We start from the raw sequence: 24399 nt of genomic DNA, 5'->3' as shown, positions 1-24399 counted from the left end.
GCGGCGCTGTCGCCGCCTGAGAAGAAGGAGGTCGCGATGCCGAGGAAGATCGCGATCGCGGGGATGACCGCCGTGCTGGCGATCGCCGCGCCGGTGCTCGGCGGCTGCGCCGCTGCGCAGGACGAGGACACCCTGACGTTCATGTTCCGCGGCGGACCCGCCGAGGAGGAGGCGTACACCGCCGCTATCGAGCAGTACGAGGCCGACACCGGCATCGACGTCGAGATCATCATGACAACGGCCGACGAGTACGCGACGAAGCTCCGTGCGGCGATCGTCGGCGGCCAGGTGCCCGACGTGTTCTACATCGATCCGGGCAGCGTCGAGTCCTACGTGAACGCGGGGGTGATCCAGGACATCACGGAGTACGTCGAGGCGTCCGACGCGATCGACCTCGACAACATGTGGGACTACGGCATCGACTCGTACCGCTACGACGGCGAGAAGCTCGGGCAGGGGCCGCTCTACGCGCTCCCCAAGGACGTCGGCCCGTTCTCGTTCGGCTACAACGCGACGATGCTCGACGCCGCGGGCGTCGAGCGGCCCGACCCCGACGACCCGTACACGTGGGAGGAGTGGGTCGAGGTCCTCAAGGCGATCACGAAGGACACCGACGGCGACGGCGAGCTCGACCAGTGGGGCACGGGCCTCAACGTGGTCTGGAACCTGCAGTCGTTCGCGTGGTCGAACGGCGCCGACTGGATCGACGAGGACGCCGAGAGCGTCACGGTGGACACCCCCGAGTTCGCCGAGGCGCTGCAGTTCTTCGCGGACCTGCAGAACGTCCACGCCGTGACGCCCTCGGTCGCCGAGGCGCAGACGCTCGACACCTACCAGCGCTGGATGCAGGGCGAGATCGGGTTCTTCCCCGTCGGCCCGTGGGACGTCCCGATCTACAAGGACCTCCCCTTCGAGTGGGACCTCATCCCGTGGCCGGTCGGCGAGACGGGGGAGACCGCGTCCTGGATCGGCACCCTGGGCATCGCCGTGTCGGCCTCGACCGCGAACACCGAGGCCGCCGTCGACCTGGCCGCGTACCTGTCGGCGGACCGCGAGACGCAGCAGGCGCTCGTCGACGCGGGCGTGCAGATCCCCAACCTCATCGACATGGCCGAGGAGTACGCGGCCGACGACTCCACCATGCCGGCCAACAAGGAGGAGTTCCTCCAGGTCCTGCAGGACTACGGCCGCGCGCTGCCCGCCACCTACACGTACAACGCGCAGTGGTACGACGAGCTCTTCACGAACATCCAGCCGGTCATCGACGGCAAGGTCACGGCCGAGGAGTACCTCGCGCAGGCGCAGCCGAGGATGCAGGAGTTCCTCGACATGGCCAACGACCAGTCCGAGATGGCGAGGACCGGCGGATGATCGCGGCGCCGCTGCCCCTGCCCTCCCTCTCCCTGTCGAACGAAGGAGCTCGACGATGACCACCACCTCCGCCGTCGCCCCGCCCAGGGCGACCCGCCGGCGCAGCGCGCTGCATCGGCGCGAGCACCGGGCGGCCGCGCTCTTCGTGGCGATCCCCGTGATCGGGTTCCTCGCGTTCGTCGCGTACCCGCTCGTGTTCGCCGCGGCGACGTCGTTCACGAACTGGAACGGCATCACGGCCCCCGCGCCCAACGGGATCGCCAACTACGTCCGCATGCTCGGCGACGAGTACTTCTGGAAGTCGCTCGGCAACACCGTCTTCCTCATGCTCGGCATCCCGCTCGGGCTCATCCTGTCGCTCCTGCTCGCGCTCGCGATGAACCGCAAGATGCGCGGCACGACGTTCTTCCGGACGATCTACTACATCCCGGTCATCTCCTCGATCGCGGCCATCGCCATCCTCTGGCAGTGGGCGTACAACGGCGACTTCGGTCTCGTGAACCAGGCGCTCGCGTACGTCGGCATCGACGGGCCGAACTGGCTGCAGGATGCCGCGACCGCGAAGCCCGCGATCATCCTCATGACCGTGTGGAAGGGCCTCGGCTACTCGATGCTCCTCTACCTCGCGGCGCTGCAGTCCGTTCCCCGGCAGCTGTACGAGGCGGCGAGCCTCGACGGGGCGTCGGCGTTCCAGCAGTTCCGCGCGATCACCGTGCCGATGCTGCGGCCCGTGACCTTCTTCCTCGTCGTGACCAACATCATCGGCGGAGCGCAGATCTTCGTCGAGATCAACATCATGACCCCGACGGGAGGCCCGGAGTTCTCCACGGCCACGATCGTCTGGTACATCTGGCGCCAGGCGTTCGAGTACCTCAACATGGGCTACGCGACGGCGATGTCGATCGTCCTCGGCATCCTCGTGTTCGTCGTCACGGCCATCCAGTTCGCGCTCAACCGGCGCAGCACGTTCTCGATCGAGTGAGGCCGACGATGACCGCTCTCCAGACCCCCACCCCGACCACGACGCAGAGCCTGTCGACGCGCGCGCTCGTGCAGCCGCAGAGGGGCGGCCGCCGCCCCGAGGGCAGCCGCACGCGCCGCTCCCGCCTCGGCAACGTGATCGTCGCGATCATCCTGTCGCTCGGCGGCATCACGATGGTCGCTCCGCTCCTGTGGATGCTCACGACCTCGCTCAAGACCCGCGAGGCCGTCTTCTTCCTGCCGCCGCAGTGGATCCCCGACCCCGTGCAGTGGGACAACTACGTGCGCGTGTGGACGGCCGGGCCGCTCCTCACGGGCATCGCCAACAGCGCGATCGTCGCCGTGAGCGTGACGCTCATCGGCGGTGCCGCGTCGGCGCTCGCGGCCTACGCGTTCGCCAAGATGCGCCTGCCCGGCAAGGGAGCGCTGTTCCTGTCGCTGCTCGCGGCGATCATGATCCCGTTCCCGACGCTCATGATCCCGCAGTTCCAGATGTTCGCCCGCGCGGGCCTCGTCGACACCCTCTGGCCGCTCATCCTGCCCGGGATCTTCGGGAACATCGTCATGGTGTTCTTCCTGCGCCAGTACCTCGACACGGTGCCCGACTCGATCATCGAGGCGGCCGTGATCGACGGCGCGAGCCACTTCACGATCTTCTGGCGCCTGATCTTCCCGATCATCCGCCCGGCGATCGCGGCGCAGTTCATCCTGTGGTTCATGGCCGTGTGGAACGACTACCTCGCGCCGATCATCTACCTGAACTCGCCCGAGGTGCAGACCCTGCAGCTCGTGATCGCGCGCTTCAACGCGACGTACGCGAGCCAGACCGACTATCCGCTCATCATGGCGGCGTCGTGCATCGCGCTCGTGCCGGTCCTCGCGGTCTTCGTGATCTTCCAGAAGCAGATCATCGAGTCGATCGCCCTCACGGGATCGAAGGGCTGATCGTGGCGACGACGGATGTCCGGGGCGCGGCAGGCGAGGAGGCGATCGGATGGTCGGGGCGCGTCATGGACGTGCTCGGCCACGTCTCGCGGCTGCTGCTCGTGCAGGGGCTGTGGCTCGGGGGCGCGCTCGCCGGCCTCGTCGTGCTCGGCGTCTTCCCGGCATCCGTCGCCGCCGTGCGCGCGCTCGAGGCGCCATCCGCGCCGGTCCGCGCGTTCGTCGCGGCCTATCGCGAGGCGTTCGGGCGCGCGAACCTCGTCGGCGCCGGGTTCCAGGTCGCCTGGCTCGTCGTCGCGCTCGATGTCGCCGTCTCGTCGTCGCTGCCGGCGGGCATCGCGTCGGCCGCCCTCGCGGCCGTCACGATCGTCGGCGCCGTGTCCGCCGTGTCGGCGGCGTACGCCGTCGTCGCCCTGGCCCGTGCGCCGCGGGCGACGACCCGCACCGTCCTGCGGTTCGCGGTCGTGGCGCCCTGGCTGACCCCGGGCCGGGCCCTCGTCGTCCTCGCCGCGCTCGGCGCCGTCGCCGCGGCGCTCCTGACCGCACCGCCCATCGCGCTCCTCTTCGGAGCGAGCGCGCCGCTCCTCGTCCACGCGGCGCTCATCGGCCCTGCCGTCGACCGCGCGACCGCGTGACACCCTGGCCGGCACCGGCCACCCCCTGAGAGAGAAACCGAGAGGTACGCATGTCCACCGCGAGCATTCGCATCGACCCCGAGGCCGTCGTCGCACCGATCGACCGCCGCATCTTCGGCTCGTTCGTCGAGCACCTCGGTCGCTGCGTCTACGACGGCATCTACGAGCCCGGCCATCCGCAGGCCGATGAGAACGGCTTCCGGAAGGACGTCACGGCCCTCGTGAAGGAGCTCGGCGCGACGACCATCCGCTATCCGGGCGGCAACTTCGTGTCGGGCTACCGGTGGGAGGACGGCGTCGGGCCGCGGGAGAGTCGCCCCGTCCGCCGCGACCTCGCATGGCACGCGCTCGAGACGAACCAGATCGGCCTGAACGAGTTCGCCTCGTGGCTCCAGGAGATCGGCAGCGAGCTCATGCTCGCGGTGAACCTCGGCACGCGCGGCATCCTCGAGGCGCTCGACCTGCTCGAGTACGCCAACCACCCGTCGGGCACCGCGCTCAGCGACCTGCGCGCCGCGCACGGCTACCCCGAGCCGTGGGACATCCGGATGTGGTGCCTCGGCAACGAGATGGACGGCCCCTGGCAGACCGGCTACATGACGGCCGACGACTACGGCAAGCTCGCTGCGCGCACCGCGCAGGCGATGAAGGCCGCGCAGAAGGACCTCGAGCTCGTCGTGTGCGGGTCGTCGGGATCGTCGATGCCGACCTTCGGGGAGTGGGAGCGCACCGTCCTCGAGCACGCATACGACTACGTCGACTTCGTCTCGTGCCACGCCTACTACCAGGAGTTCGACGGCGACCTCGACTCCTTCCTCGCGTCGGCCCTCGACATGCGCTACTTCATCGAGACGGTCGTGACGACGGCCGACGCGGTGGGGCATCGGCGCAAGACCGACAAGAAGATCATGCTGTCGTTCGACGAGTGGAACATCTGGTACCTCAAGGAGCACCAGGAGTCCGACGAGGTCAACGAGACCTGGCCGATCGCTCCGCGCCAGCTCGAGGACGTGTACTCGGTCGCCGACGCGGTCGTCTTCGGCAGCCTGCTGATGACCCTGCTCGAGCACCACGACCGCGTGCGCTCGGCCTCGCTCGCGCAGCTCGTCAACGTGATCGCGCCGATCATGACCGAGCCGGGCGGCGACGCGTGGCGCCAGACGACGTTCTTCCCGTTCTCGGTCACCTCGCGCCTCGCGCAGGGCCGCGTGCTCAAGCCGCGCGTCGAGGCAGGGACGGTCACCTCGAAGAAGTACGGAGAGGCATCGGCGGTCGACGCGGTCGCGACCGACGGCGACGAGGGCTCGGCGGTGTTCCTCGTGAACCGCTCGCGCGAGGCCGTCGACGTGACGATCGACGTCTCGGGTCTGGGGCGCGCAGCGGTGGCGGAGGCCGTCACCCTGTGGGACGACGACGTGTACGCGAAGAACACGATCGACGACCAGGAGCGCGTGGGGCTCAAGCCCCTCGACGCCCGACTCGACGGCGGCACCCTGCGGGTCCGGCTCGAGCCCGTGTCGTGGTCGGCCATCGCGCTGAGCTGAGCCGCGCTACGGTCGGGAGGGCGGGGCGCGGATGCGCCCCGCCCTCAATAACGCTATAGTGGCAACAAATCAACGGCGATGAAGGAGACGAGGATGGCGCAGGCCAACTGGGCGGGGAACGTGCGCTTCGGCGCGCAGCGGGTCGAGACGCCGTCGAGCGTCGACGAGGTCCGCGCGGTGCTGGCCTCGGCCGGCCGCGTGCGCGCGCTGGGGTCGGGGCACTCGTTCAACCTCATCGCCGACACCGACGACACGCTCCTGTCCACGGCGCGGCTCACAGCCGCGCCGCGCATCGATGCAGACGCCCGCACCGTCACGGTCGGCGCGGGCATGCGCTACGGCGAGCTCGCGCCCGCGCTCGAGGCCGAGGGATGGGCGCTCGCGAACCTCGCATCGCTGCCGCACATCTCGATCGCGGGCGCGATCGCGACCGGAACGCACGGATCGGGCGACACGGTCGGGACGCTCTCGTCCGCGGTCGCGGCCCTCGAGCTCGTCACGCCGACGGGCGATGTCGTCACCCTGCGCCGCGGCGACCGCGACTTCGACGGGGCCGTGGTCTCGCTCGGCGCGCTCGGCATCGTCACCGAGGTGACCCTCGACATCGAGCCGACCTTCGCCATCCGCCAGCGCGTGTACGAGCGGCTGCCGCTCGAGGTCGCGCTCGCGGAGTTCGACGTGCTCATGGCCTCGGCGTACAGCGTCAGCCTCTTCCATCGCTGGGACGACCCCGACGTCATCGACCAGGTCTGGACGAAGGCGCGCGGCGATGAGGCACCGCGCCTGCCGGGCGACCTCGCCGAGGCGACCGAGCAGGTGCACATGCTCGCCGGCGTCTCCCCCGAGGCGACCACGCCGCAGCTCGGCGAGCGCGGCGCGTGGCTCGACCGGCTCGCGCACTTCAAGCTCAGCCACACGCCCTCGAACGGCGCCGAGCTGCAGTCGGAGCTCCTCGTGCCGCGCACGCACGCGGTGGGGGCGATCGAGGCCGTCCGCGCGCTCGCCGACGAGGTCGCGCCGCTCGTGCAGGTGATGGAGATCCGCTCGATGCGCGCCGACGACCTCTGGCTGAGCCCCGCCTCCGGTTACGACGCGATCGGCCTGCACTTCACGTGGCACCAGCGCCAGGCCGAGGTCGAGGCCGTCGTGGCGAAGCTCGAGAAGGCCCTCGAGCCGTGGGGTGCGCGCCCGCACTGGGGCAAGCTCACGCGACTCGACGCCGACATGCTCCGGTCGGTCTGGCCGCGCCTGGGCGACTTCGCGGAGCTCGCGCGGCGTTTCGACCCCGAGGGGAAGCTGCGCAATCCGTTCCTGGACCGGGTGCTCGCCGCGGCGGGCTGAGCCGCCGGCTACGCGAGCGCGTCGACGATCGGACGGAACTTCACGCGCGTCTCGAGCAGCTCGGCCTCGGGCTGGCTGCCCGCGACGATGCCCCCGCCCGCGTGCGCGGTGACGGGGCGGTGCGCCCCCTCGGGTGCGCCGATCTGGGCGCAGCGCAGCGCGATCGCCCATTCGCCGTCGCCGTCGCCGTCCACCCAGCCGACGGGCCCGGCGTAGCGACCGCGGTCGAACGGCTCGATGCGCCGGATGGCGGCGATCGCGTCGGGCGTCGGGGTCCCGGCCACGGCGGCGGTCGGATGCAGCGCGCGCACCATGTCGAGAGCCGAGTCGCCGTTCGCGAGCGTGCCCTCGACATCCGTCGCGAGGTGCCACACGTTCGGCAGCTTCAGGGTGAACGGCTGCTCGGCGGCGACGAGAGCCGACGTGTGGGGCTCGAGCGCCGTGAGCACGCTCTGGACGGCGTAGCGGTGCTCGTCGAGGTCCTTCGCGGTCGTCGCGAGCTCGGCCGTGATCGCCGTGTCCTCATCCGCGTTCGCGCCACGCGGGCGGGTGCCGGCGAGCACGCGCGCCGTGACGGTGCCGCCCGAGACCGTCACGAGCGTCTCGGGGCTCGCCCCGATGATGCCGTCGACGGCATAGGCCCAGGTGTCGGGGTACCCCTCCGCGAGAGCGCGCACGAGCCGCCGCAGGTCGGCGTCGGCGGGCAGCGTGCCCGCGATGTCCCGCGCGATGACGACCTTCTCGACCTCGCCGGCGGCGATCGCCTCGAGTGCGGCGGCGACCGCCGCGGTGTGCCCTGCGGGGTCGAGCTCGCCGGGACCGAGCGTCGCCGACCAGTGCGGGCCATAAGCGAGCGGCTCGGGGGCGGCCGGCTCCGGGCCGTCCAGCCGCGAGATGCGCGTCATCCACGCGCGGCCGCCGCGGCGCCCCACGACGATGCTCGGCACGATGAGCGTGCTCGGCGCGAGCGAGGTCTCGTCGAACGCGAACGCCCCGAACGCGACGAGTCCGGTTCCCGGCAGGCGGACGGCGTCGTCGACCTCGGTCGCGGCCGAGATCGCGCGCCACACGTCGGCGATCGCCTCGAGCCGGCCGTCCTCTCCGACGTCGATCCGCAGCACCTCGGCTCCGGATCCGATCATCCCCTCGCCGCGGCGCATCCAGACGAGCGGGTCCTCGGCGGAGGCGAGCAGCAGCGGATCCTCGGGGGCGTCGATGGGGCGCGTCACCGCGCGCAGGCGCGGCAGGGAGAGCGGGTCGGGCACGGCCTCCAGCCTAGGGACTCACGCTGAGCGCACGTCGTGCGCGTCTACACTCGGCAGGGTGAGCGCCGACCGACCCGCCGTGGGAACCCGACTGCTCTTCCGCTGGCGCAAGTGGGACGGCTCTCCGCACTGGGTGCACGAGTGCGTGTATCTCGGGTCGGACGACTGGGGCGACTGGTTCGGCCAGCTCCCGGGGTGGCGCAGCGCGCGCCCCGGTCGCGATGTCGTCCTCGACGCCGCGTGCATCACGCTCCTCCCCGCGGGCGAGGCCACGTGGACGCTCACGCGGAACGCGGCGCCGTCGCTCACGCGCGTCTACATCGATCTCGCGTGGGATGCGCGCTGGGATGGCCCTGAGCCGACGGCGATCGACATGGACCTCGACGTCGTGCACCGCCTCGACCACCGCGGCATCTACGTCGACGACCGCGACGAGTGGGACGAGCACCGCGCGCACTACGGCTATCCCGCCGACGTGCAGGAGGAGCTCGAGGCCCGCACGCTCGTCCTCGAGCGGGAGGTGCGCGCCGACGTCGCGCCGTTCGACGACGCCACCGCCGACCGCTGGTTCGGGGTGCTGCACGACCTAGACTCGACAGGGTGAGCGCCGCACCGAAGGAACCCAACCGCGCCGACCTCGGCAAGGACCCCGCGAGCGTCGCGGGGATGTTCGACCAGGTCGCCGCGCGCTACGACCTCACCAACGTCGCGATGACGTTCGGGAACGACGCGCTCTGGCGCGCGGCGACGACCCGCACGGTCGCGCCTCGGCCGGGGGAGCGCATCCTCGACCTGGCGGCGGGCACCGGCTCGTCGTCCGCGTCGCTCGCGCGCAGCGGCGCCGAGGTCGTCGCCGCCGACTTCTCGCCCGGCATGCTCGCCGAGGGGCGCCGGCGGCACGGCGACATCCGCAACCTCACCTTCGTGCAGGCGGACGCCACCGACCTGCCCTTCGATGACGACGAGTTCGACGCCGTCACGATGTCGTACGGGCTCCGCAACGTCGACCGCCCCAAGAAGGCGATCGCCGAGCTCTTCCGCGTGACGAAGCCGGGCGGACGGCTCGTCATCAACGAGTTCTCGACCCCGCCCGGGCGGCTGTTCGGAAAGCTCTACCGGTTCTACGGCGACAACGTGCTGCCGCGGGTCGCGCGCCTCGTCGGATCGAACGGCGAGGCCTACGACTACCTCAACGAGTCGATCCGGCACTGGCCGGACCAGGCGACGCTCGCGACGTGGATCCGCGAGGCGGGCTGGGGCGACGTGCGGTACCGCAACCTGAGCTTCGGCATCGTCGCCCTGCACCGCGGGGTCAAGCCGACGGGCGAGGCGGCATCCGGAGATGTCTCGGCCTGAAGGCACCGTGAGCGCCGGTGCGGGCCGGGCAGGTAGGCTGGGCAGGTGACTCCGAGCCCCTCCGCGCCGGGTTCGCAGCTGGCGAGCCGATTCGGTCTGAGCGACCGCGTGTTCGCCGGACCCGTCGCCCGGCGCCTCGCGGCGAAGATCGAGGAGGGACTCGAGCAGGTCGAGAGCGAGCTCGCCGTCGAGCTCAAGGCCGCCGACCCGCTCGTCGACGCGATGAGCCGGTACCTCTACGAGGCCGGCGGCAAGCGCGTCCGCCCGATGCTCGTCCTGCTCACCGCTCAGCTCGGCCAGGGGGCGACGCAGCCGGTCATCGAGGCCGCCAAGGCCCTCGAGCTCATGCACCTCGGGTCGCTCTACCACGACGACGTCATGGACGGCGCCGACCGGCGTCGCGGCGTCGCGGCCGCGCACCAGGTCTGGGGCAACAGCGTCGCCATCCTCACGGGAGACCTGCTCCTGTCCCGCGCGAGCGTGATCATGTCGCGCAACGGCGAGGAGGCCATGCGCATCCAGTCGCAGACGTTCGAGCGCCTCGTCCTCGGGCAGATGCACGAGACGCTCGGAGCGCAGCCGGGCGACGACCCGATCGAGTTCTACATCGGCGTGCTCGCCGACAAGACGGGCTCGCTCATCGCCGCGGCCGCCCAGGCCGGAGCGTACTTCTCGGGGGCCGACGAGAAGTACGGCGAGCCCCTGCGCGTGTACGGCGAGAAGGTGGGCGTCGCGTTCCAGCTCGCGGATGACGTGATCGATCTCTCGGCGAACCCCGACGACACGGGCAAGGTGCCGGGGACGGATCTGCGCGCCGGCGTGCCGACGATGCCCTACCTCCTCCTGTCGCGTCGCGATGACGACGCGTCGCGCGGCCTCCTCGCGCGCATCGACGAGGGCGTCGCGCGCATCGCCGACGGCGCCGACCCCGCGATCCTCGACGGGCCGCTCGCGGAGCTCCGCGACCACCCGGTGACCGAGGCCACCCGCGAGCTGTCGCTCGAATGGACCAGGGGCGCCATCGCGGCGCTCGACGCGCTCCCGCGCGGCGCCGTCCGCGAGGCGCTCACGCGCTTCGCGGAGAGTCTCGCCATCCGCTCCAGCTGACGCCCGCCTCCGCGGTGCCGAACGAAGGGACCGATATGACCCAGCTCCGTCTCGCCATCGTGGGCGCAGGCCCGGCCGGCATCTACGCAGCGGACATCCTGCTGAAGACCGAGCGCAGCTTCGACGTGTCGATCGACCTGTTCGAGCAGCTCCCCGCGCCCTACGGCCTCGTCCGCTACGGCGTCGCGCCCGATCATCCGCGCATCAAGGGCGTCGTCGGCGCCCTCCGCGAGGTGCTCGACCGCGGCGACATCCGCATCTTCGGCAACGTGCGCTTCGGCGAGGACCTCACGCTCGACGACCTCAAGCGCCACTACCACGCCGTGCTCTTCGCGACCGGCGCGGTGCGCGACGCCGACCTCGCGATCCCCGGCATCGACGCCGACGGCTCGTTCGGCGCCGCCGACTTCGTGAGCTGGTTCGACGGGCACCCGGATGTCCCGCGCACGTGGCCGCTCACGGCGTCGTCGGTGGGCGTGATCGGCAACGGCAACGTGGCCCTCGACATCTCGCGCATGCTCGCCAAGCACGCCGAGGACCTCCTGCCCACCGAGATCCCGGACAACGTCTACGAGGTGCTCGCGGCATCGCCCGTCACCGATGTGCACGTGTTCGGCCGCCGAGGCCCCGCGCAGGTGAAGTTCACGCCGCTCGAGCTGCGCGAGCTCGGCGAGCTGCGCGACGTGGACATGGTCGTGTACGACGAGGACTTCGACTACGACGAGGCGTCGAAGGCCGCCGTCGCGTCGAACAAGCAGGTCAAGGTCATCGACCGCGTCCTCCAGGAATGGCGCACCCGCCCTGGTGCGAACGGGGCCGGGGGAACCGCCTCGCGTCGTCTGCACCTGCACTTCTGGGCGCGCCCCGTCGAGGTGAAGACCGATGAGCAGGGCCGTGTCGCCGCCCTCGTGTACGAGCGGACGCGACCGGATGGCCACGGCGGCGTCATCGGGACAGGCGAGATGCGCGAGGTGCCGATGGGGCAGCTCTACCGCGCCGTGGGGTACTTCGGATCGCCCCTGCCCGGCGTGCCGTTCGACGAGAAGCACGGGGTCATCCCGAACCACGAGGGCCAGGTGCTGCACGAGGACTCGAACGAGCGCGTGCCCGGGCTGTACGCGACCGGCTGGATCAAGCGCGGCCCTGTCGGCCTCATCGGGCACACGAAGTCCGACGCGATGGAGACCGTGCAGCACATCGTGAACGATCAGGGCTCGTGGTGGCAGCCGGAGGACCCGTCGGCCGACGCCATCCCCGCGCTCCTCGCCGAGCGCGGCGTCATCTGGACCGACCTCGAGGGGTGGCATCGGCTCGACGCGCATGAGATCGCGCTGGGCCAGCCGCACGGCCGCGCGCGCATCAAGGTCGTCCCGCGCGACGAGATGGTGCGGATCTCGCGCGACTGACGGCCCGAGCGCCCGGTCGGCTCAGTCGCGCGGGCGCGACGTCGACGAGCGCACGACGAGCTCGAACGGCAGCGGGATGTCCGCGAGCGGCTCGGAGCCGTCGCGCGGCTCGAGCTGCTCGAGCAGGATGTCCACCGCGCGCGCTCCCTGCTTCCGCGGGAACTGCGCGACCGTCGTGAGCCCGAAGAACTCGGCCTGGTCGTGGTCGTCGATGCCCACGACCGAGACGTCGTGGGGCACGGCGAGCCCGAGGTCGCGGGCCGCGAGGATGGCGCCGATCGCCATCTCGTCGGAGGCCGCGAAGATCGCCGTCGGACGGCTGCGCGGGGGAGCGCCGAGGAGCTGCTTGGCCGCGTGGTACCCGCCCTGCACCGTGAAGTCGGCGTTCGCCACGAGGTCGGCGTCGAACGGGATGCCCGCCTCGTCGAGCGCCGCCTCGTACCCGTGCCGGCGCTGGACAGGCAGGTGGAAGTCGGAGTCGAACTCCGGTCGGCCGCCGAGGTGGCCGATCCGCGTGTGCCCGAGCCCCGTGAGGTGCTCCGTCGCGAGCTTGGCGACCGCGACGTCGTCGATCGCGAGCGTGCGCACCCCCGGGATGGGCCCGCCGACGCCGACGATGGGCTTGCCGAGCGCGTGCAGGCGGGCGACCTCGTCCTCCGTGAGCTCGAGCGACACGGCGATCACGGCGTCGACGCGCTGGCGCAGGAGGAAGTGCTCGAAGACGCTCGCGCGCTCCTCTCCGCCGCCGGAGAGGTTGTAGAGCGTCACGTCGTAGCCCGCCCGGAGGAGCGCCTGCTGAGCGCCCTCGAGCACGGAGGCGAAGTACCACCGGTTGAGGAACGGCAGCACGACGCCGACGTTGCGCGTGCGCCCGCTCGCGAGGCTCGAGGCGTTCGATGAGACGACGTACCCGAGCGCGTCGGCCGCCGCGAGGACGGCCTCCTTCGCCGCCGCCGACACGTGGCCGCGGCCGGAGAGGGCGCGCGAGACCGTGGCGGTCGAGACGCCTGCGCGCTGGGCGACCTCGGCGATGCTCACGGAATGCACGCGTTCATCGTAGGAGACGCGGGGCATCCCGCGTCATCCTGCGATGAACCAGGCGGCCGTGTCGACGGGGACGACGCCCTCGCCGAGCGGCCCGCTCGCGCACAGGACCCGCATGCCCTCGGGCGCGGGGACATCCTCGGATCCCGTGTTCGCGATCACCGTCACACGCCCGTTGCGGAACGCGAGGACGTGCGTCGGCCATCCGTCGACCCACTCGAGGTCGCCGCTCGCGAGGGACTCCTCGCGGCGCAGCCGCAGGAGGTCGCGGTAGAGCGAGAGCGTCGACGCGGGATCGTCGCGCTGAACGTCGCGCGCGAGCGCCCGCCACTCGGCCGGCTGGGGGAGCCACGACGCCCCGGTCGCGCTGAAGCCGAACGCCGGCGCGCCGGCCTCCCACGGGATGGGAACGCGGCACCCGTCGCGGCCGTAGCGCTCGCCGTTCGTGCGGAACCAGGTCGGGTCCTGGCGGGCCTCATCGGGAAGCTCGATCGCCTCGGGGAGCCCGAGCTCCTCGCCCTGGTAGATGTAGGCGCTTCCCGGCAGCGCGAACATGACGGTCGTCGCCGCTCGGGCGCGGCGGAGGCCGACGACGGGGTCGGGCTTGCCCGGGGAGAGCGGGCCGATGCCGTGGCCCTGCGGGCTGTCGGCGCCCAGCGCGAGTCGCGAGGCGTGCCGGATGACGTCGTGGTTCGACAGGACCCACGTCGCGGGCGCGCCGACGGCCGGGAAGGCCTCGAGCGAGTCGGCGATGACCGTGCGCAGCGCCGCGGCGTCCCACTCGGTCATCATGTACGGGAAGTTGAAGGCCTGGTGCATCTCATCGGGGCGCACCCACAGCGCGGTCTCGCGCGCGGTCGGACGCCACGCCTCGGCGCACAGCGCGCGGTCGCCGTCGTACTCCTCGAGCAGCGCGCGCCACTCGCGGTACACCTCGTGGACGCCGGGGCGCCCCCAGTAGGGCACGTCGTCCTCGGCCTCGCCGCCCATCGAGTCGGCGTCCTCGGGCTGGATGTAGTCGGGGAGCCCGTCCTCCTTGATGAGGCCGTGCGCGACGTCGACGCGGAAGCCGTCGACGCCCCGGTCGAGCCAGAAGCGCAGGATGTCGAGGAACTCGTCGCGCACCTCGCGCTGCGTCCAGTCGAAGTCGGGCTGGCTCGAGTCGAAGAGGTGCAGGTACCACTGACCAGGAGAGCCGTCCGCCTCGGTGACGCGCGTCCACGCGGGGCCGCCGAAGATCGACTGCCAGTTGTTCGGCGGCTCGTGGCCGCCCGGGCCGCGGCCGTCGCGGAACAGGTAGCGTGCGCGCTCGCGGCTGCCGGGCGCGGCGGTCAGCGCCTCCTGGAACCAGACATGCTGGTCGGAGGAGTGGTTCGGCACGAGGTCGATGATGACCCGGATGCCCCGGGCGCGCGCGGCCTCGAGCATCGCGTCGAAGTCGGCCAGCGTCCCGAAAAGCGGATCGACGTCGCGGTAGTCGGTCACGTCGTAGCCCGCGTCGCGCTGGGGCGAGGTCATGAACGGCGAGAGCCAGATCGCGTCGATGCCCAGCTCGGCGAGCGCGTCCATGCGCGACGTCACGCCCGCGAGGTCGCCGACGCCGTCGCCCGAGGCGTCGGCGAACGAGCGCGGGTAGATCTGGTAGATCGCGGCGGTGCGCCACCATTCAGGGGTCATGGTCGCCCACTCTAGAGGATTTCGGCGTCGGTTGTAAGCGTTTGCAGTTCACGGGCGCGTAACTCGGCCCGCGATTCGTATCGAATCGGTCACGCCCGCAGATTCGCGGTTTTCAAATCGGTGCTCGACGGTGTATACCTGTAAACGCTTGCACAGTTGCGGGCTCATCAACCAGGAGGACACACCAATGAAGGTGAACAGCAGGGGACGCTTCGCGGCCGTCGTCGCGATGGCCGGCGTGACGGCACTCGGGCTCGCGGGTTGTGCGAGCGACAGCGCGAACGAAGGCGCTTCGGGCGGCGGAGACGCCGAGGCGCCCTCGTCGACGCTCACCGTGTGGGTCGACGCCGAGCGCGTCGACGCGCTGCAGGCGGTGGCCGACGCGTACACCGAGAAGAGCGGCGTCGAGGTCGAGCTCGTCGGCAAGGACAACGCGACGATCAAGGACGACTTCATCCAGCAGGTGCCGACCGGTGAGGGCCCCGACATCACGATGGGCGCGCACGACTGGCTCGGCGAGCTCGCGACGAACGGCGTCGTGGCGCCGCTCGAGCTGGGCGACGCCGCGGGCGACTTCCTCGACGTCGCCGTCGAGGCCTCGACGTACGACGGCACCGTCTACATGCTCCCGTACGCGGTCGAGAACGTCGCGATGCTGCGCAACGCCGAGCTCGTCCCCGAGGCCGCGACGAGCTTCGACGACATGATCGCGAAGGGCCAGGCCGCCGGCCTCGAGACCCCGTTCGTCGTCGAGCAGGGCGCGGAGGGCAACCCGTACCACCTCTACCCGTTCCAGACCGCATTCGGCGCTCCCGTCTTCGGCACGAACGAGAACGGCTACGACGCGACCGACCTGCAGCTGGGCAACGCCGGCGGCGAGGAGTTCGCGACCTGGCTCGGCGAGCAGGGCGGCAAGGGCGCGTTCAACACCGACATCGACGGCGACATCGCCAAGCAGGCGTTCCTCGACGGCACGGCGGCCTTCTGGCTGACCGGCCCGTGGAACGTCGGCGCAGCGGTCGACGCGGGCATCGACGTCGCGATCGATCCCGTCCCGAGCCCGACCGATCAGCCGGCATCGCCCTTCGCGGGCGTGAAGGGCTTCTTCGTGTCGGCCGAGTCGGACGACAAGGTCGCCGCGAACGACTTCCTCGTGAACTACCTCGGCAGCGAGGAGGCGCAGCTCGCGCTCTTCGAGGCCGGCAACATCCTCCCCGCGCTCTCGTCGGCCGCGGAGACCGCCTCGAGCGACCCGATCATCGGCGGCTTCGCGACGGTCGGCGCGGAGGCCGTGCCGATGCCCGCGATCCCCGAGATGGGCGCCGTGTGGCAGTACTGGGGCATCGCGGAGGCCGAGATCATCAACGGCGCCGACCCCGTCGCGACGTGGCAGAAGCTCGCCGCCGACGTGCAGGCCGCGATCGGCTGACGCACCCGCTCGGATCGCGGACGCGGGCGGGCCGCCCCCTCGACGGGGGCGTCCCCGCCCGCGGCCGCGGACCATCCGAGCGCACCGCAGCGGTCCGCCCGCCCTGGCGACCGGCCGCTGACCCCACGAGACAGCGATAGGAACCCATGACCGACACCCTCTCCGGCGCCGAGACGGCGACCGAAGACCCGAAGCCCACGGCGCGCCAGCGGCGCGCGCGGTCGATCGCCGACCAGGCCGGCGGCGGACTGGCCTCCGTGATCGTGAAGATCGCGGCCCTCGCGATCGTCGACGCGATCGCCGTCTACGCGGCTCTCGTGCTGTTCGGCCACGAGCAGTGGATCGTCCTCGCGGCGGTCGTGCTCGTGGCGGGAATCGTCAACTGGGTCTACTTCTCCCGCCGCGCGCTCGCGGCGAAGTACCTCGCGCCCGGTCTCATCTTCCTGTGCCTGTTCCAGGTCTTCGTGCTCGTCTACACGGGCTACGTCGCCTTCACGAACTACGGCACGGGCCACAACGGCTCGAAGGAGCAGGCCGTCGCCTCGCTCATGGCCTCGGCCCTCGAGCGCGTGCCCGACTCCGCGAGCTACCCGACCACGGTGGTCGAGGCCGGAGGCGAGATCGGCCTCCTCGTCACCACGCCCGACGGCGAGGCGCTCCTGGGGACCGCCGAGCAGCCCCTCGCGCCGGTCGACGCCGGCTTCGACGGCGACAAGGCCGTGTCGGCGCCCGGCTGGACGACCCTGCAGTTCGCCGACGTGCTCGAGCGCACCGACCAGATCACCGAGCTCGCCGTGCCGTTCTCGGACGACCCGAACGACGGCGCCCTCCGCACCCCCGACGGGACGAGCGCGTACCTCTACACCTCGACGCTCGAGTACGACGAGGCGGCCGGCACGCTCACCGACCTCCGCAGCGGCACCGTCTACTCCGACCTCGGCACCGGCGCGTTCACGGCGCCCGACGGCACCGAGATCCTTCCCGGGTGGCAGGTGACGGTCGGCTTCGACAACTTCATCCGCGCCGTCACGGACGCGCGCCTCGCGAGCCCGCTCGTCTACGTCACGATCTGGACGTTCGCGTTCGCGCTCATCTCGGTCGCGTCGACGTTCTTCCTCGGCCTCTTCCTCGCGATCGCGTTCAACAGCGCGCGCATGCGGGGGCGCCGCACCTACCGCGTGCTCATGATCCTCCCGTATGCGGTGCCGTCGTTCCTGTCGGCGCTCGTGTGGGCGGGCATGATGAACCAGAGCTTCGGGTTCCTCAACGAGGTGATCTTCGGCGGCGCCGACATCCCGTGGCTGACCGACCCCGTGCTCGCGAAGGTGTCGGTGCTCATCGTGAACCTCTGGCTCGGCTTCCCCTACATGTTCCTCGTGTGCACGGGAGCGCTGCAGGCCATCCCCGAGGAGCTCCAGGAGGCCGCGACCGTCGACGGCGCGAAGCCATGGGCCGTTTTCCGGCTCATCAAGCTGCCGCTCCTGCTCGTGAGCGTGGCGCCTCTGCTCATCGCGTCGTTCGCGTTCAACTTCAACAACTTCAACATCGTCTACATGCTCACGAACGGCGGTCCGCGCGACAGCGAGGCGCCGATCCCGGTCGGCCACACCGACCTGCTGATCTCGATGGTCTACAAGGTCGCCTTCACGGGGCAGACCCGCGACTACGGGCTCGCGAGCGCGTACTCGATCATCATCTTCATCATCGTGGCGGTCATCTCCGTGATCGCGTTCCGCCGCACCAAGTCCCTCGAGGAGCTGAACGGATGACCGCCTCACTCGACACCGTCGCCATCACCGGCGGCAGCCGCGGCGCGTACGCGCCCCGCCGACGCGGCTTCGGGCGCTGGTTCGCCGACACCGGATGGCGCCACCTCGTCGGCGTCGTCATGGTCGCGTTCTCGCTCCTGCCGATCGTCTTCGTCATCTCGAGCTCGCTGAACCCGAACGGCACCCTCACCGGCTCGAACGCGCTCTTCTCGAAGATCGGCATCGACAGCTACGTGCGGATCCTGAGCGACCCGAAGGTGCCGTTCGTGGCCTGGTTCGGCAATACGCTCATCATCGCGGGCATCACCGCCGTCGCGACCGTGTTCCTGGGCGGGCTCGCGGCGTACGCGTTCTCGCGCATGCGGTTCGCGGGCCGCCGGTTCGGGCTCATCGCGATCGTCGTCGTGCAGATGTTCCCGCAGCTGCTCGCCGTCGTCGCGATCTTCCTCCTCATGAGCGCGATCAGCGACTGGTTCCCCGCGATCGGCCTGAACACCCGCATCGGGCTCATCCTCGTCTACCTCGGCGGAGCGCTCGGCGTGAACACGTACCTCATGTACGGGTTCTTCAACACGATCCCGCAGTCGATCGACGAGGCTGCCAAGATCGACGGCGCAGGGCATGCGCGCGTGTTCTTCACGATCATCCTGCCGCTCGTGGCGCCCATCCTCGCGGTCGTCGCGCTGCTGTCGTTCATCGCCTCCGTGAACGAGTACGTGGTCGCGTCGGTGCTGCTCATCGACACGGACGTGCAGACGCTCGCGGTCGGCCTCACGAAGCTCGTGTCGAACCCGCGCTACGCCGACTGGAGCGCGTTCTCGGCGGGCGCCGTGATCGCGGCGCTGCCCGTCGTGGCGCTGTTCCTCTTCCTCCAGAAGTACATCGTCGGAGGACTGACCGCGGGCGCCGTGAAGTAGGCCGCACCGCTCGTCGAGGGGCTCGCGCTGGGGCGCGGGCCCCTCGACGTGTCTGCGGTCCCGCGCCTGGGAGCGGCCCTGCGGGACACGTTGCAGGAGTTGCTTCGGGGTGCGGATGGCTGCGCCCCGGATTCCTGCAGGCCGCGGTGCGCGCGGGGCCGGGATCTCCTGCGTTCTGTCCCGCATCGGGAGGGAACGACAGAGCCCCGGCCATGCGAGAGTGGATGGCCCTGCGGGACACATTGCAGGAGTTCCTTCGGAGCGCGGATGGTTGCGCCCCGGATTCCTGCGGGTCGCGGTGCGCGCGGGGCCGGGATCTCCTGCGTTCTGTCCCGCATCGGGAGTGAACGACAGAGCCCCGGCCATCCGAGAGCGGATGGCCGGGGCTCTGTCGACGGGGATCAGCCCTGGGTCGACTGCGCGGGAGCTGAGACGCGGCGCGGCTGCCGACGGCGCGGCGGGCGCGACGGGGCGCTCTCGGCGGCTGCGGCGTGCGTGCGGGGAGCGGTGTCGCCCGACGACGTCGAGTACATCGGCTGCGAGCCGCCCTGCGCGCGCCCGCGGCCGCCCTGACCGCGCGCCGCGCCGCCGTTGCGACCGCCGCCGCCGTTGCGACCAGCCGATGCACCGCCCCGGCCGCCCGTGCGCTCGGCCGGCTGCTGGCCGCCCTGACCCTCGCGGGCCGCGCGCTTGCGGCGGGCGTTCGCCCCCTGCGACGTGCCGGGAGCCGACGGCGCGGGAGCGTTGCCCGAGCCCGGGCCGCCCGGGACCGGTGCGACGCGCGGCGCGACCTCGCCGACGAGGGCCGTGACGGCAGCGCTCTCGGGCGTGACGCGCTGCGGCTGCGCGGCGATGCCCGCCTTGCGCAGCAGCTGCTTGGTGTCCTGGCGCTGCGAGGGCAGCATGACCGTGACGACGTCGCCGGCCGAGCCCGCGCGCGCGGTGCGGCCCGAGCGGTGGACGTACGCCTTGTGCTCGGCGGGCGGGTCGACGTGGACCACGAGGTCGACGCCGTCGACGTGCACGCCGCGCGCGGCGACATCCGTCGCGACGAGCACGCGGACGCGGCCCGACGAGAAGTCCGCGAGGTTGCGGTCGCGGGCGTTCTGCGACAGGTTGCCGTGCAGGTCGACCGCGGGGATGCCGCGCGCCGTGAGCTGCTTGGCGAGCTTCTTCGCCTGGTGCTTGGTGCGGGTGAAGAGGATGCGGCGCGCGACGCCCGACGCGAGGGTGCGGACGAGCTCGGTCTTGTCCTCGTCGTCGACCTCGAAGACGTGGTGCGTCATCGCGGGGACCGGCGACTCGGCCGGGTCGATCGAGTGGCGCACCGGGTCCTTGAGGAATCGCGCGACGAGCTTGTCCACGCCGTTGTCGAGCGTCGCGGAGAAGAACATCCGCTGACCGCCGGCAGGCGTCTTCGCGAGGATGCGCGTGACGCCGGGCAGGAAGCCCAGGTCGGCCATGTGGTCGGCCTCGTCGAGCACCGTCACCGCGACGCGGTCGAGGTTGACGATTCCCTGGCTCATGAGGTCCTCGAGGCGGCCGGGACAGGCGACGACGATGTCGACGCCGGCGCGGAACGCGGCCTCCTGCGGCTTCTGCGAGACCCCGCCGAACACGACGGCGACGGTGAGGCCGGAGGCCTTCGCGAGCGGCGTGACGACGCGCGCGATCTGGGTCGCGAGCTCGCGGGTCGGGGCGAGCACGAGGCCCGACGGGCGCCCGGCGATGCGCTTCGGCTTCGCGGCCGAGAGGCGCGCGACGAGCGGGATGGCGAACGCGAGCGTCTTGCCCGAGCCGGTCTTGCCGCGGCCGAGCACGTCGCGGCCGGCGAGGGTGGAGGGCAGCGTCTCGCGCTGGATGGGGAAGGGGGTCGGGCGGTCCTCGGCGACGAGCACCTCGATGAGGTGCGCGGGGACGCCGAGGTCGGCGAAGGTGGTCTCGGGCTGCGTGGTCGCAGTGGTCACAGATGACTGCTTTCGAGAAGGGGCCGTCGTGCAGGGGAACACGCTGATCGCGGGGCACGACGGCAGATGGCGAACTCGGCGGATGCCGGATCCGTTCGCCGCGGCAGGATGTTCGCGAGGCGCGGCGGGGGGAGTCCCTCCGCGCGATCAAGACACGACGACGCGCGACACTCGGGTCGCGCAGATCCCGACTCTAGCATCCGGCGCTGAGCGCGGCCTGGGGCACCTCTCCCTGATGTGCGGGCGGCCGCCGCTCGATACTGTGCTTGCAGACAAGTCCGCGGATGAAGGGGGACGCGATGTACAACGACGACTACGGATGGATGGCCGGGCTCGGCGTGGGGATGATGATCCTGGGGCTCGTCATCTACCTCGGGATCCTGGCGCTCATGCTGTGGGTGGGGTACCTGATCATGCGGACGGCCGTGAAGAACGGCATCCTGCGCGCGGACGAGGAGCGCGCGGCGCGCGGGCTCGCGCCGCGACCCGGTGCGCCGTATCCGCCGCAGCAGGGATACGCGGGGCCGCAGCACCCCGGCTCGCCGGGATCGGGACCGTCCTACCCGGGCGGCACGGCGAACCCGCCGTCCACGCCGCCCCGGGACTGAGACGCGATCGGCCCGGCGCCTTCGAGGCGCCGGGCCGATCCGCATTCCTGCGCGTATCCCCCGGAGCGGAGGCGGTGCTCCCCAGAAGCCCCGCCCCCGCAGGGACCCGACCTGCGTCGGAGCCCCCGTCGATGAGACCGCCGAGCGGCCCATCCATGACGCGGGTTCAGGAACCCCTCAGGTTCAGCGGTAGTTGATGAACTGGAGGTCGATGTCGAGGTCGGCGGCCTTCAGGAGACGGATGACCTCCTGCAGGTCGTCGCGGCTCTTCGACGACACGCGCAGCTCGTCGCCCTGGATCTGCGACTTCACGCCCTTGGGGCCCTCGTCGCGGATGATCTTGCCGATCTTCTTCGCGTTCTCCTGCGAGATCCCCTCCTTGAGCGTGGACGTGATGCGGTACTCCTTGCCGCTCGCGACGGGGTCGCCCGACTCGAGGCTCTTGAGCGAGATGCCGCGCTTGATGAGCTTGGACTGGAAGACGTCGAGCACGGCCTTCGCACGGTCCTCGCTGTCCGCCTTGATGAGGATGGCCTCGCCGCTCCACTCGATGGAGGCGCCGGTGCCCTTGAAGTCGTAGCGCTGCTCGACCTCCTTGCGTGCCTGGTTGAGCGCGTTGTCCGCCTCCTGGCGGTCGATCTTGGAGACGATGTCGAAGCTGCTGTCTGCCATGTGCTTGAGGCTACCGTGCCGGCTTCAGTCGGCGCTCCTGAACTTGTCCATTCTCGCGCTCGCACTGATGTCGCGGAGGAGTGGGTGGAGAACCTTCGCTGGATCATCGCCGCGCAGCGCGGCCCACGAGATGCCGTACCGACCGAGCGTGTCGAGGCTCACACGATAAAGGTTGCCCTCGTGAGCGACGACCCCCAGATCGTTGAGCGCGTCAAAGGTGGCCTTGAACACCTCATTGTCGCCGATGATCAAGCGATCCATTTTCTCGGACGAAACGCTCGGATCGCTCACCATGCTCGATTTGAATGACGACAAGACGCGCCGGACACAAACAAGAATCTGGCCAGAAACTTGCCTTGGCAGCCGCGGATCAGCCGTGAGGTTTGTCTCGAAGGAAGACCACTGATGCCAAGGGTTCTCCCAACTGATGGCGAGCGATTGGGTCGGGAGCGCTTTTACCGCCAAATCGGCGCTGTGCTTCATTTCCCTCGCCGAAATCACATTCCAAAGGACGTCGCCCTCAGGGCCGCCGATCGCAGTCAAAGAGGTCGCTTCGAGTTCGATGGAGTCAGCAATGATCGATACTTCGGGACCGAGGTCGAAACTGCCAGAAACACCGCGGAGAACAACTCCGTACTCCGAGACAATAACTGCCCGAGCCACTGGGCTCGTTAGCGTCAGAATGCCTGACAGCTCGCTCACCTTAAACGAAACGCGCGGACCGGTCGCGTTTTGGTCGGGATCGAAGAAGGCAAGTAGCGCGGTCTCCTCACGCTGCACATAGGCGGCTGTTCCCGAGTCGCCGCCGATATCTGCTCCCATCCCGTACGATCGAAGGGCATCATCGACGAGGTCCTCGGGAAGGGTTCCCATCCCGCTCGCGTCGGCAGTCAGAGCATGGAGGAAATGTGTGAAGAACGGGCCGGTCTTAGGCAGGCTGGCAAAGAACGCTGCCCTGTTCTCGGCGTAGAGAGGACTCAGGGAAGAGGAGATAGCCCATGCCCGGACGTAATCACTGAAAACACTGTTAGCGAAACTCCCGTTCGAGATGAACGGGTGATCGTGAAGGAACGAACCGATTAGCCGATCGTACTGGTCCCGATCCGCAGGATCGAGAACGGCAGGGTGGTCTACGTGCAGCCCGACGGTCCCTGTGAGATTGAGCAATCTGAGTGCTTGCTCGTCCACGTCATACAGTGCGGATCTAACAGGATCGTCGGGGTGGAGGGTGAGCGCGGCACCAACTCGCGCAGCGACCTTCTGCTGCTCCCTTTCGAGAATCTTCTCAACCACGCCGCGAAGAAGCGTTCCGCGGAGCTGAGGCAGCTCAGACTTCGGGGTGACATTCAGTGCTTCAAGGGCAGCTCTGGGATTCTCCTCGCCGTCCAGTCGCTCAGCGAGGGCCACGACGACCGGCGGATATCCGACAAAGTGTTCAACCTCACTCCAATAGGTGGACGGGTCGCCACCGAGACCAGGGGTCAGCGCCGCGGCAAGGTCGCCGAAGAGAGCATCTCGTAGTTGCCCGAACGGTATGGGATGTTGCCTGTGGACTTGTGTGCGGCCGTTCCCTGAGTCGAGAGTTGCATCGATGAGCGCACATGCTTGTGTGTGGCTGAGTGGCGCGATCCGATATACGGGAGGTGTGATGCCGTGTTCTCCCAATGCAATAAGAGTTGTTTCGGTCGAATCCCGGCGTCCCAACATGATAATCTGCTGAGCTGGCGCAGCATCACGGATCAGGTAGGCGAGATCCTCGATGAATGCGAGATAGTTCTCCCGTCCCACGCGGAGCTGGGCCTCGTCGCTCCCGTCCAAGACAAGAGCGGCCGTGCCCGCACGCAGGGCAGACATGAATGCGCTGTAATTCTCGTCACCCACTGCTTTGCTGATCTCGCCAGTGAGTGTACTGGCGCCGACTCTGATCGACCCCAGGTCTACGTACGGCATCCTTGTCCGCGCCGCGATGGCGTGCGCCGCCGCGGACTTGCCCATTGCGCCTGGGGCCGTAATCAGCACGAGAGGGCTAGCGGCTGAATGCGACTTCCCGTCAAGTTCCACGTCGGGCCACACGTACTGCGCTGGGAGGTCCGTGATGATCTGGAAATGCCCGTCCTGGACTTCCACGGGTGACTCATCAGCCGCGATCCGCGGAATCGAGTCGATCAGGTCTGTGAGCTTTTCTCGCACAGGGTCAACGTAGCGGATATTGCGGGAGCAAATCGAACACCCAGAGGAACCCCCTTCGGTGGCATCGCGAGGATGCTCCGGGAGCAGTCATCGTGTGCGCGCGCTTCGTGGTCGACCGTTAGGTGGGGCGCTTGTCGAACGAGGAGTCGCTTGCCATTGTGCAAGTCTAGCCAGGGGG

20 protein-coding genes are annotated in these 24399 nt (G+C 70.1%); 14 read left to right on the top strand and 6 right to left on the bottom strand.

Translation table 11 applies throughout. The annotated features are described in order from the left end of the window. The first annotated feature begins 36 nt into the window (after positions 1–36). From M1D56_RS13265 to M1D56_RS13240, 6 genes are all read left to right on the top strand, one after another. Positions 37–1371: an ABC transporter substrate-binding protein gene (locus M1D56_RS13265; protein ID WP_282980355.1), complete on the top strand. Its 1335-nt coding sequence runs from the start codon at positions 37–39 to the stop codon at positions 1369–1371. Positions 1372–1426: 55 nt separating this feature from the next. Continuing rightward, positions 1427–2353 carry a carbohydrate ABC transporter permease gene (locus tag M1D56_RS13260; RefSeq protein ID WP_271174580.1) on the top strand — a complete coding sequence of 309 codons (927 nt, stop codon included), beginning with the start codon at positions 1427–1429 and terminating at the stop codon, positions 2351–2353. Positions 2354–2361: 8 nt separating this feature from the next. Next, entirely contained in the window at positions 2362–3297 is a 936-nt protein-coding gene (locus M1D56_RS13255; RefSeq protein ID WP_456283816.1) for a carbohydrate ABC transporter permease, read from the top strand. Between the two features lie 2 nt (positions 3298–3299). Further along, on the top strand, positions 3300–3929 hold the full coding sequence (locus tag M1D56_RS13250) for a DUF624 domain-containing protein (protein WP_456283815.1): 630 nt from the start codon (positions 3300–3302) through the stop codon (positions 3927–3929). Positions 3930–3979: 50 nt separating this feature from the next. Then, positions 3980–5473 (top strand): arabinosylfuranosidase ArfA, encoded by a 1494-nt coding sequence (gene arfA, locus M1D56_RS13245; protein WP_456283814.1) that lies wholly within the window; start codon positions 3980–3982, stop codon positions 5471–5473. Between the two features lie 93 nt (positions 5474–5566). Beyond that, on the top strand, positions 5567–6814 hold the full coding sequence (locus tag M1D56_RS13240) for an FAD-binding protein (RefSeq protein ID WP_456283813.1): 1248 nt from the start codon (positions 5567–5569) through the stop codon (positions 6812–6814). An 8-nt stretch (positions 6815–6822) separates the two neighbouring features. On the opposite strand, the gene M1D56_RS13235 is transcribed toward M1D56_RS13240, so the two are convergent. Then, positions 6823–8079 (bottom strand): isochorismate synthase, encoded by a 1257-nt coding sequence (locus M1D56_RS13235; protein ID WP_282980361.1) that lies wholly within the window; start codon positions 8077–8079, stop codon positions 6823–6825. A gap of 58 nt (positions 8080–8137) precedes the next feature. Between M1D56_RS13235 and M1D56_RS13230 the strand changes: the two genes are divergently transcribed. The 4 genes from M1D56_RS13230 (at position 8138) to M1D56_RS13215 (ending at position 11948) form a co-directional block, all read left to right on the top strand. Beyond that, positions 8138–8683: a DUF402 domain-containing protein gene (locus M1D56_RS13230; RefSeq protein ID WP_456283812.1), complete on the top strand. Its 546-nt coding sequence runs from the start codon at positions 8138–8140 to the stop codon at positions 8681–8683. A gap of 62 nt (positions 8684–8745) precedes the next feature. Beyond that, positions 8746–9435, top strand: coding sequence for a class I SAM-dependent methyltransferase (locus M1D56_RS13225; protein WP_456285244.1), 690 nt, complete (start codon positions 8746–8748; stop codon positions 9433–9435). A 45-nt stretch (positions 9436–9480) separates the two neighbouring features. Beyond that, on the top strand, positions 9481–10542 hold the full coding sequence (locus M1D56_RS13220; RefSeq protein WP_271174588.1) for a polyprenyl synthetase family protein: 1062 nt from the start codon (positions 9481–9483) through the stop codon (positions 10540–10542). A gap of 35 nt (positions 10543–10577) precedes the next feature. Further along, a complete protein-coding gene (locus M1D56_RS13215; RefSeq protein WP_282980364.1) occupies positions 10578–11948 on the top strand; it encodes an FAD-dependent oxidoreductase in 1371 nt (456 codons plus the stop codon). Positions 11949–11969: 21 nt separating this feature from the next. Here M1D56_RS13215 and M1D56_RS13210 read toward each other — a convergent pair whose 3' ends face one another. Both M1D56_RS13210 and M1D56_RS13205 read right to left on the bottom strand, forming a co-directional pair. Next, positions 11970–12995, bottom strand: coding sequence for a LacI family DNA-binding transcriptional regulator (locus tag M1D56_RS13210; RefSeq protein WP_456283811.1), 1026 nt, complete (start codon positions 12993–12995; stop codon positions 11970–11972). A gap of 33 nt (positions 12996–13028) precedes the next feature. After that, the gene (locus M1D56_RS13205) at positions 13029–14669 is read right to left on the bottom strand and encodes a glycoside hydrolase family 13 protein (protein WP_456283810.1); all 1641 of its coding nucleotides are present in this window, start codon (positions 14667–14669) and stop codon (positions 13029–13031) included. Positions 14670–14856: 187 nt separating this feature from the next. On the opposite strand from M1D56_RS13205, the gene M1D56_RS13200 reads away from it, so the two are divergent. The 3 genes from M1D56_RS13200 to M1D56_RS13190 all read left to right on the top strand — a co-directional run bounded on the left by M1D56_RS13200 (position 14857) and on the right by M1D56_RS13190 (position 18784). After that, positions 14857–16098, top strand: coding sequence for a sugar ABC transporter substrate-binding protein (locus tag M1D56_RS13200; protein ID WP_456283809.1), 1242 nt, complete (start codon positions 14857–14859; stop codon positions 16096–16098). Between the two features lie 146 nt (positions 16099–16244). Next, positions 16245–17867 carry an ABC transporter permease subunit gene (locus tag M1D56_RS13195; RefSeq protein ID WP_456283808.1) on the top strand — a complete coding sequence of 541 codons (1623 nt, stop codon included), beginning with the start codon at positions 16245–16247 and terminating at the stop codon, positions 17865–17867. Further along, positions 17864–18784, top strand: coding sequence for a sugar ABC transporter permease (locus M1D56_RS13190; protein WP_156243004.1), 921 nt, complete (start codon positions 17864–17866; stop codon positions 18782–18784). Before M1D56_RS13195 ends, M1D56_RS13190 begins: the two co-directional genes overlap by 4 nt. A 401-nt stretch (positions 18785–19185) precedes the next feature. Here the strand turns inward: M1D56_RS13190 and M1D56_RS13185 are convergent, their stop codons facing one another. Further along, positions 19186–20751, bottom strand: a complete 1566-nt coding sequence (locus M1D56_RS13185) for a DEAD/DEAH box helicase (protein WP_456283807.1) — start codon at positions 20749–20751, stop codon at positions 19186–19188. Between the two features lie 284 nt (positions 20752–21035). Here M1D56_RS13185 and M1D56_RS13180 point away from each other — a divergent pair, with 284 nt between their 5' ends. Continuing rightward, the gene (locus M1D56_RS13180; RefSeq protein ID WP_271173682.1) at positions 21036–21359 is read left to right on the top strand and encodes a hypothetical protein; all 324 of its coding nucleotides are present in this window, start codon (positions 21036–21038) and stop codon (positions 21357–21359) included. A 183-nt stretch (positions 21360–21542) separates the two neighbouring features. Here M1D56_RS13180 and M1D56_RS13175 read toward each other — a convergent pair whose 3' ends face one another. Further along, positions 21543–22031 (bottom strand): YajQ family cyclic di-GMP-binding protein, encoded by a 489-nt coding sequence (locus tag M1D56_RS13175; protein ID WP_271173681.1) that lies wholly within the window; start codon positions 22029–22031, stop codon positions 21543–21545. Between the two features lie 24 nt (positions 22032–22055). Then, positions 22056–24221: a hypothetical protein gene (locus tag M1D56_RS13170; protein ID WP_456283806.1), complete on the bottom strand. Its 2166-nt coding sequence runs from the start codon at positions 24219–24221 to the stop codon at positions 22056–22058. Positions 24222–24399: the final 178 nt, after the last annotated feature.

The sequence above is a fragment of the Microbacterium sp. JZ101 genome, from assembly GCF_053903175.1.
This window is presented reverse-complemented; position numbering and strand designations above follow the sequence as displayed.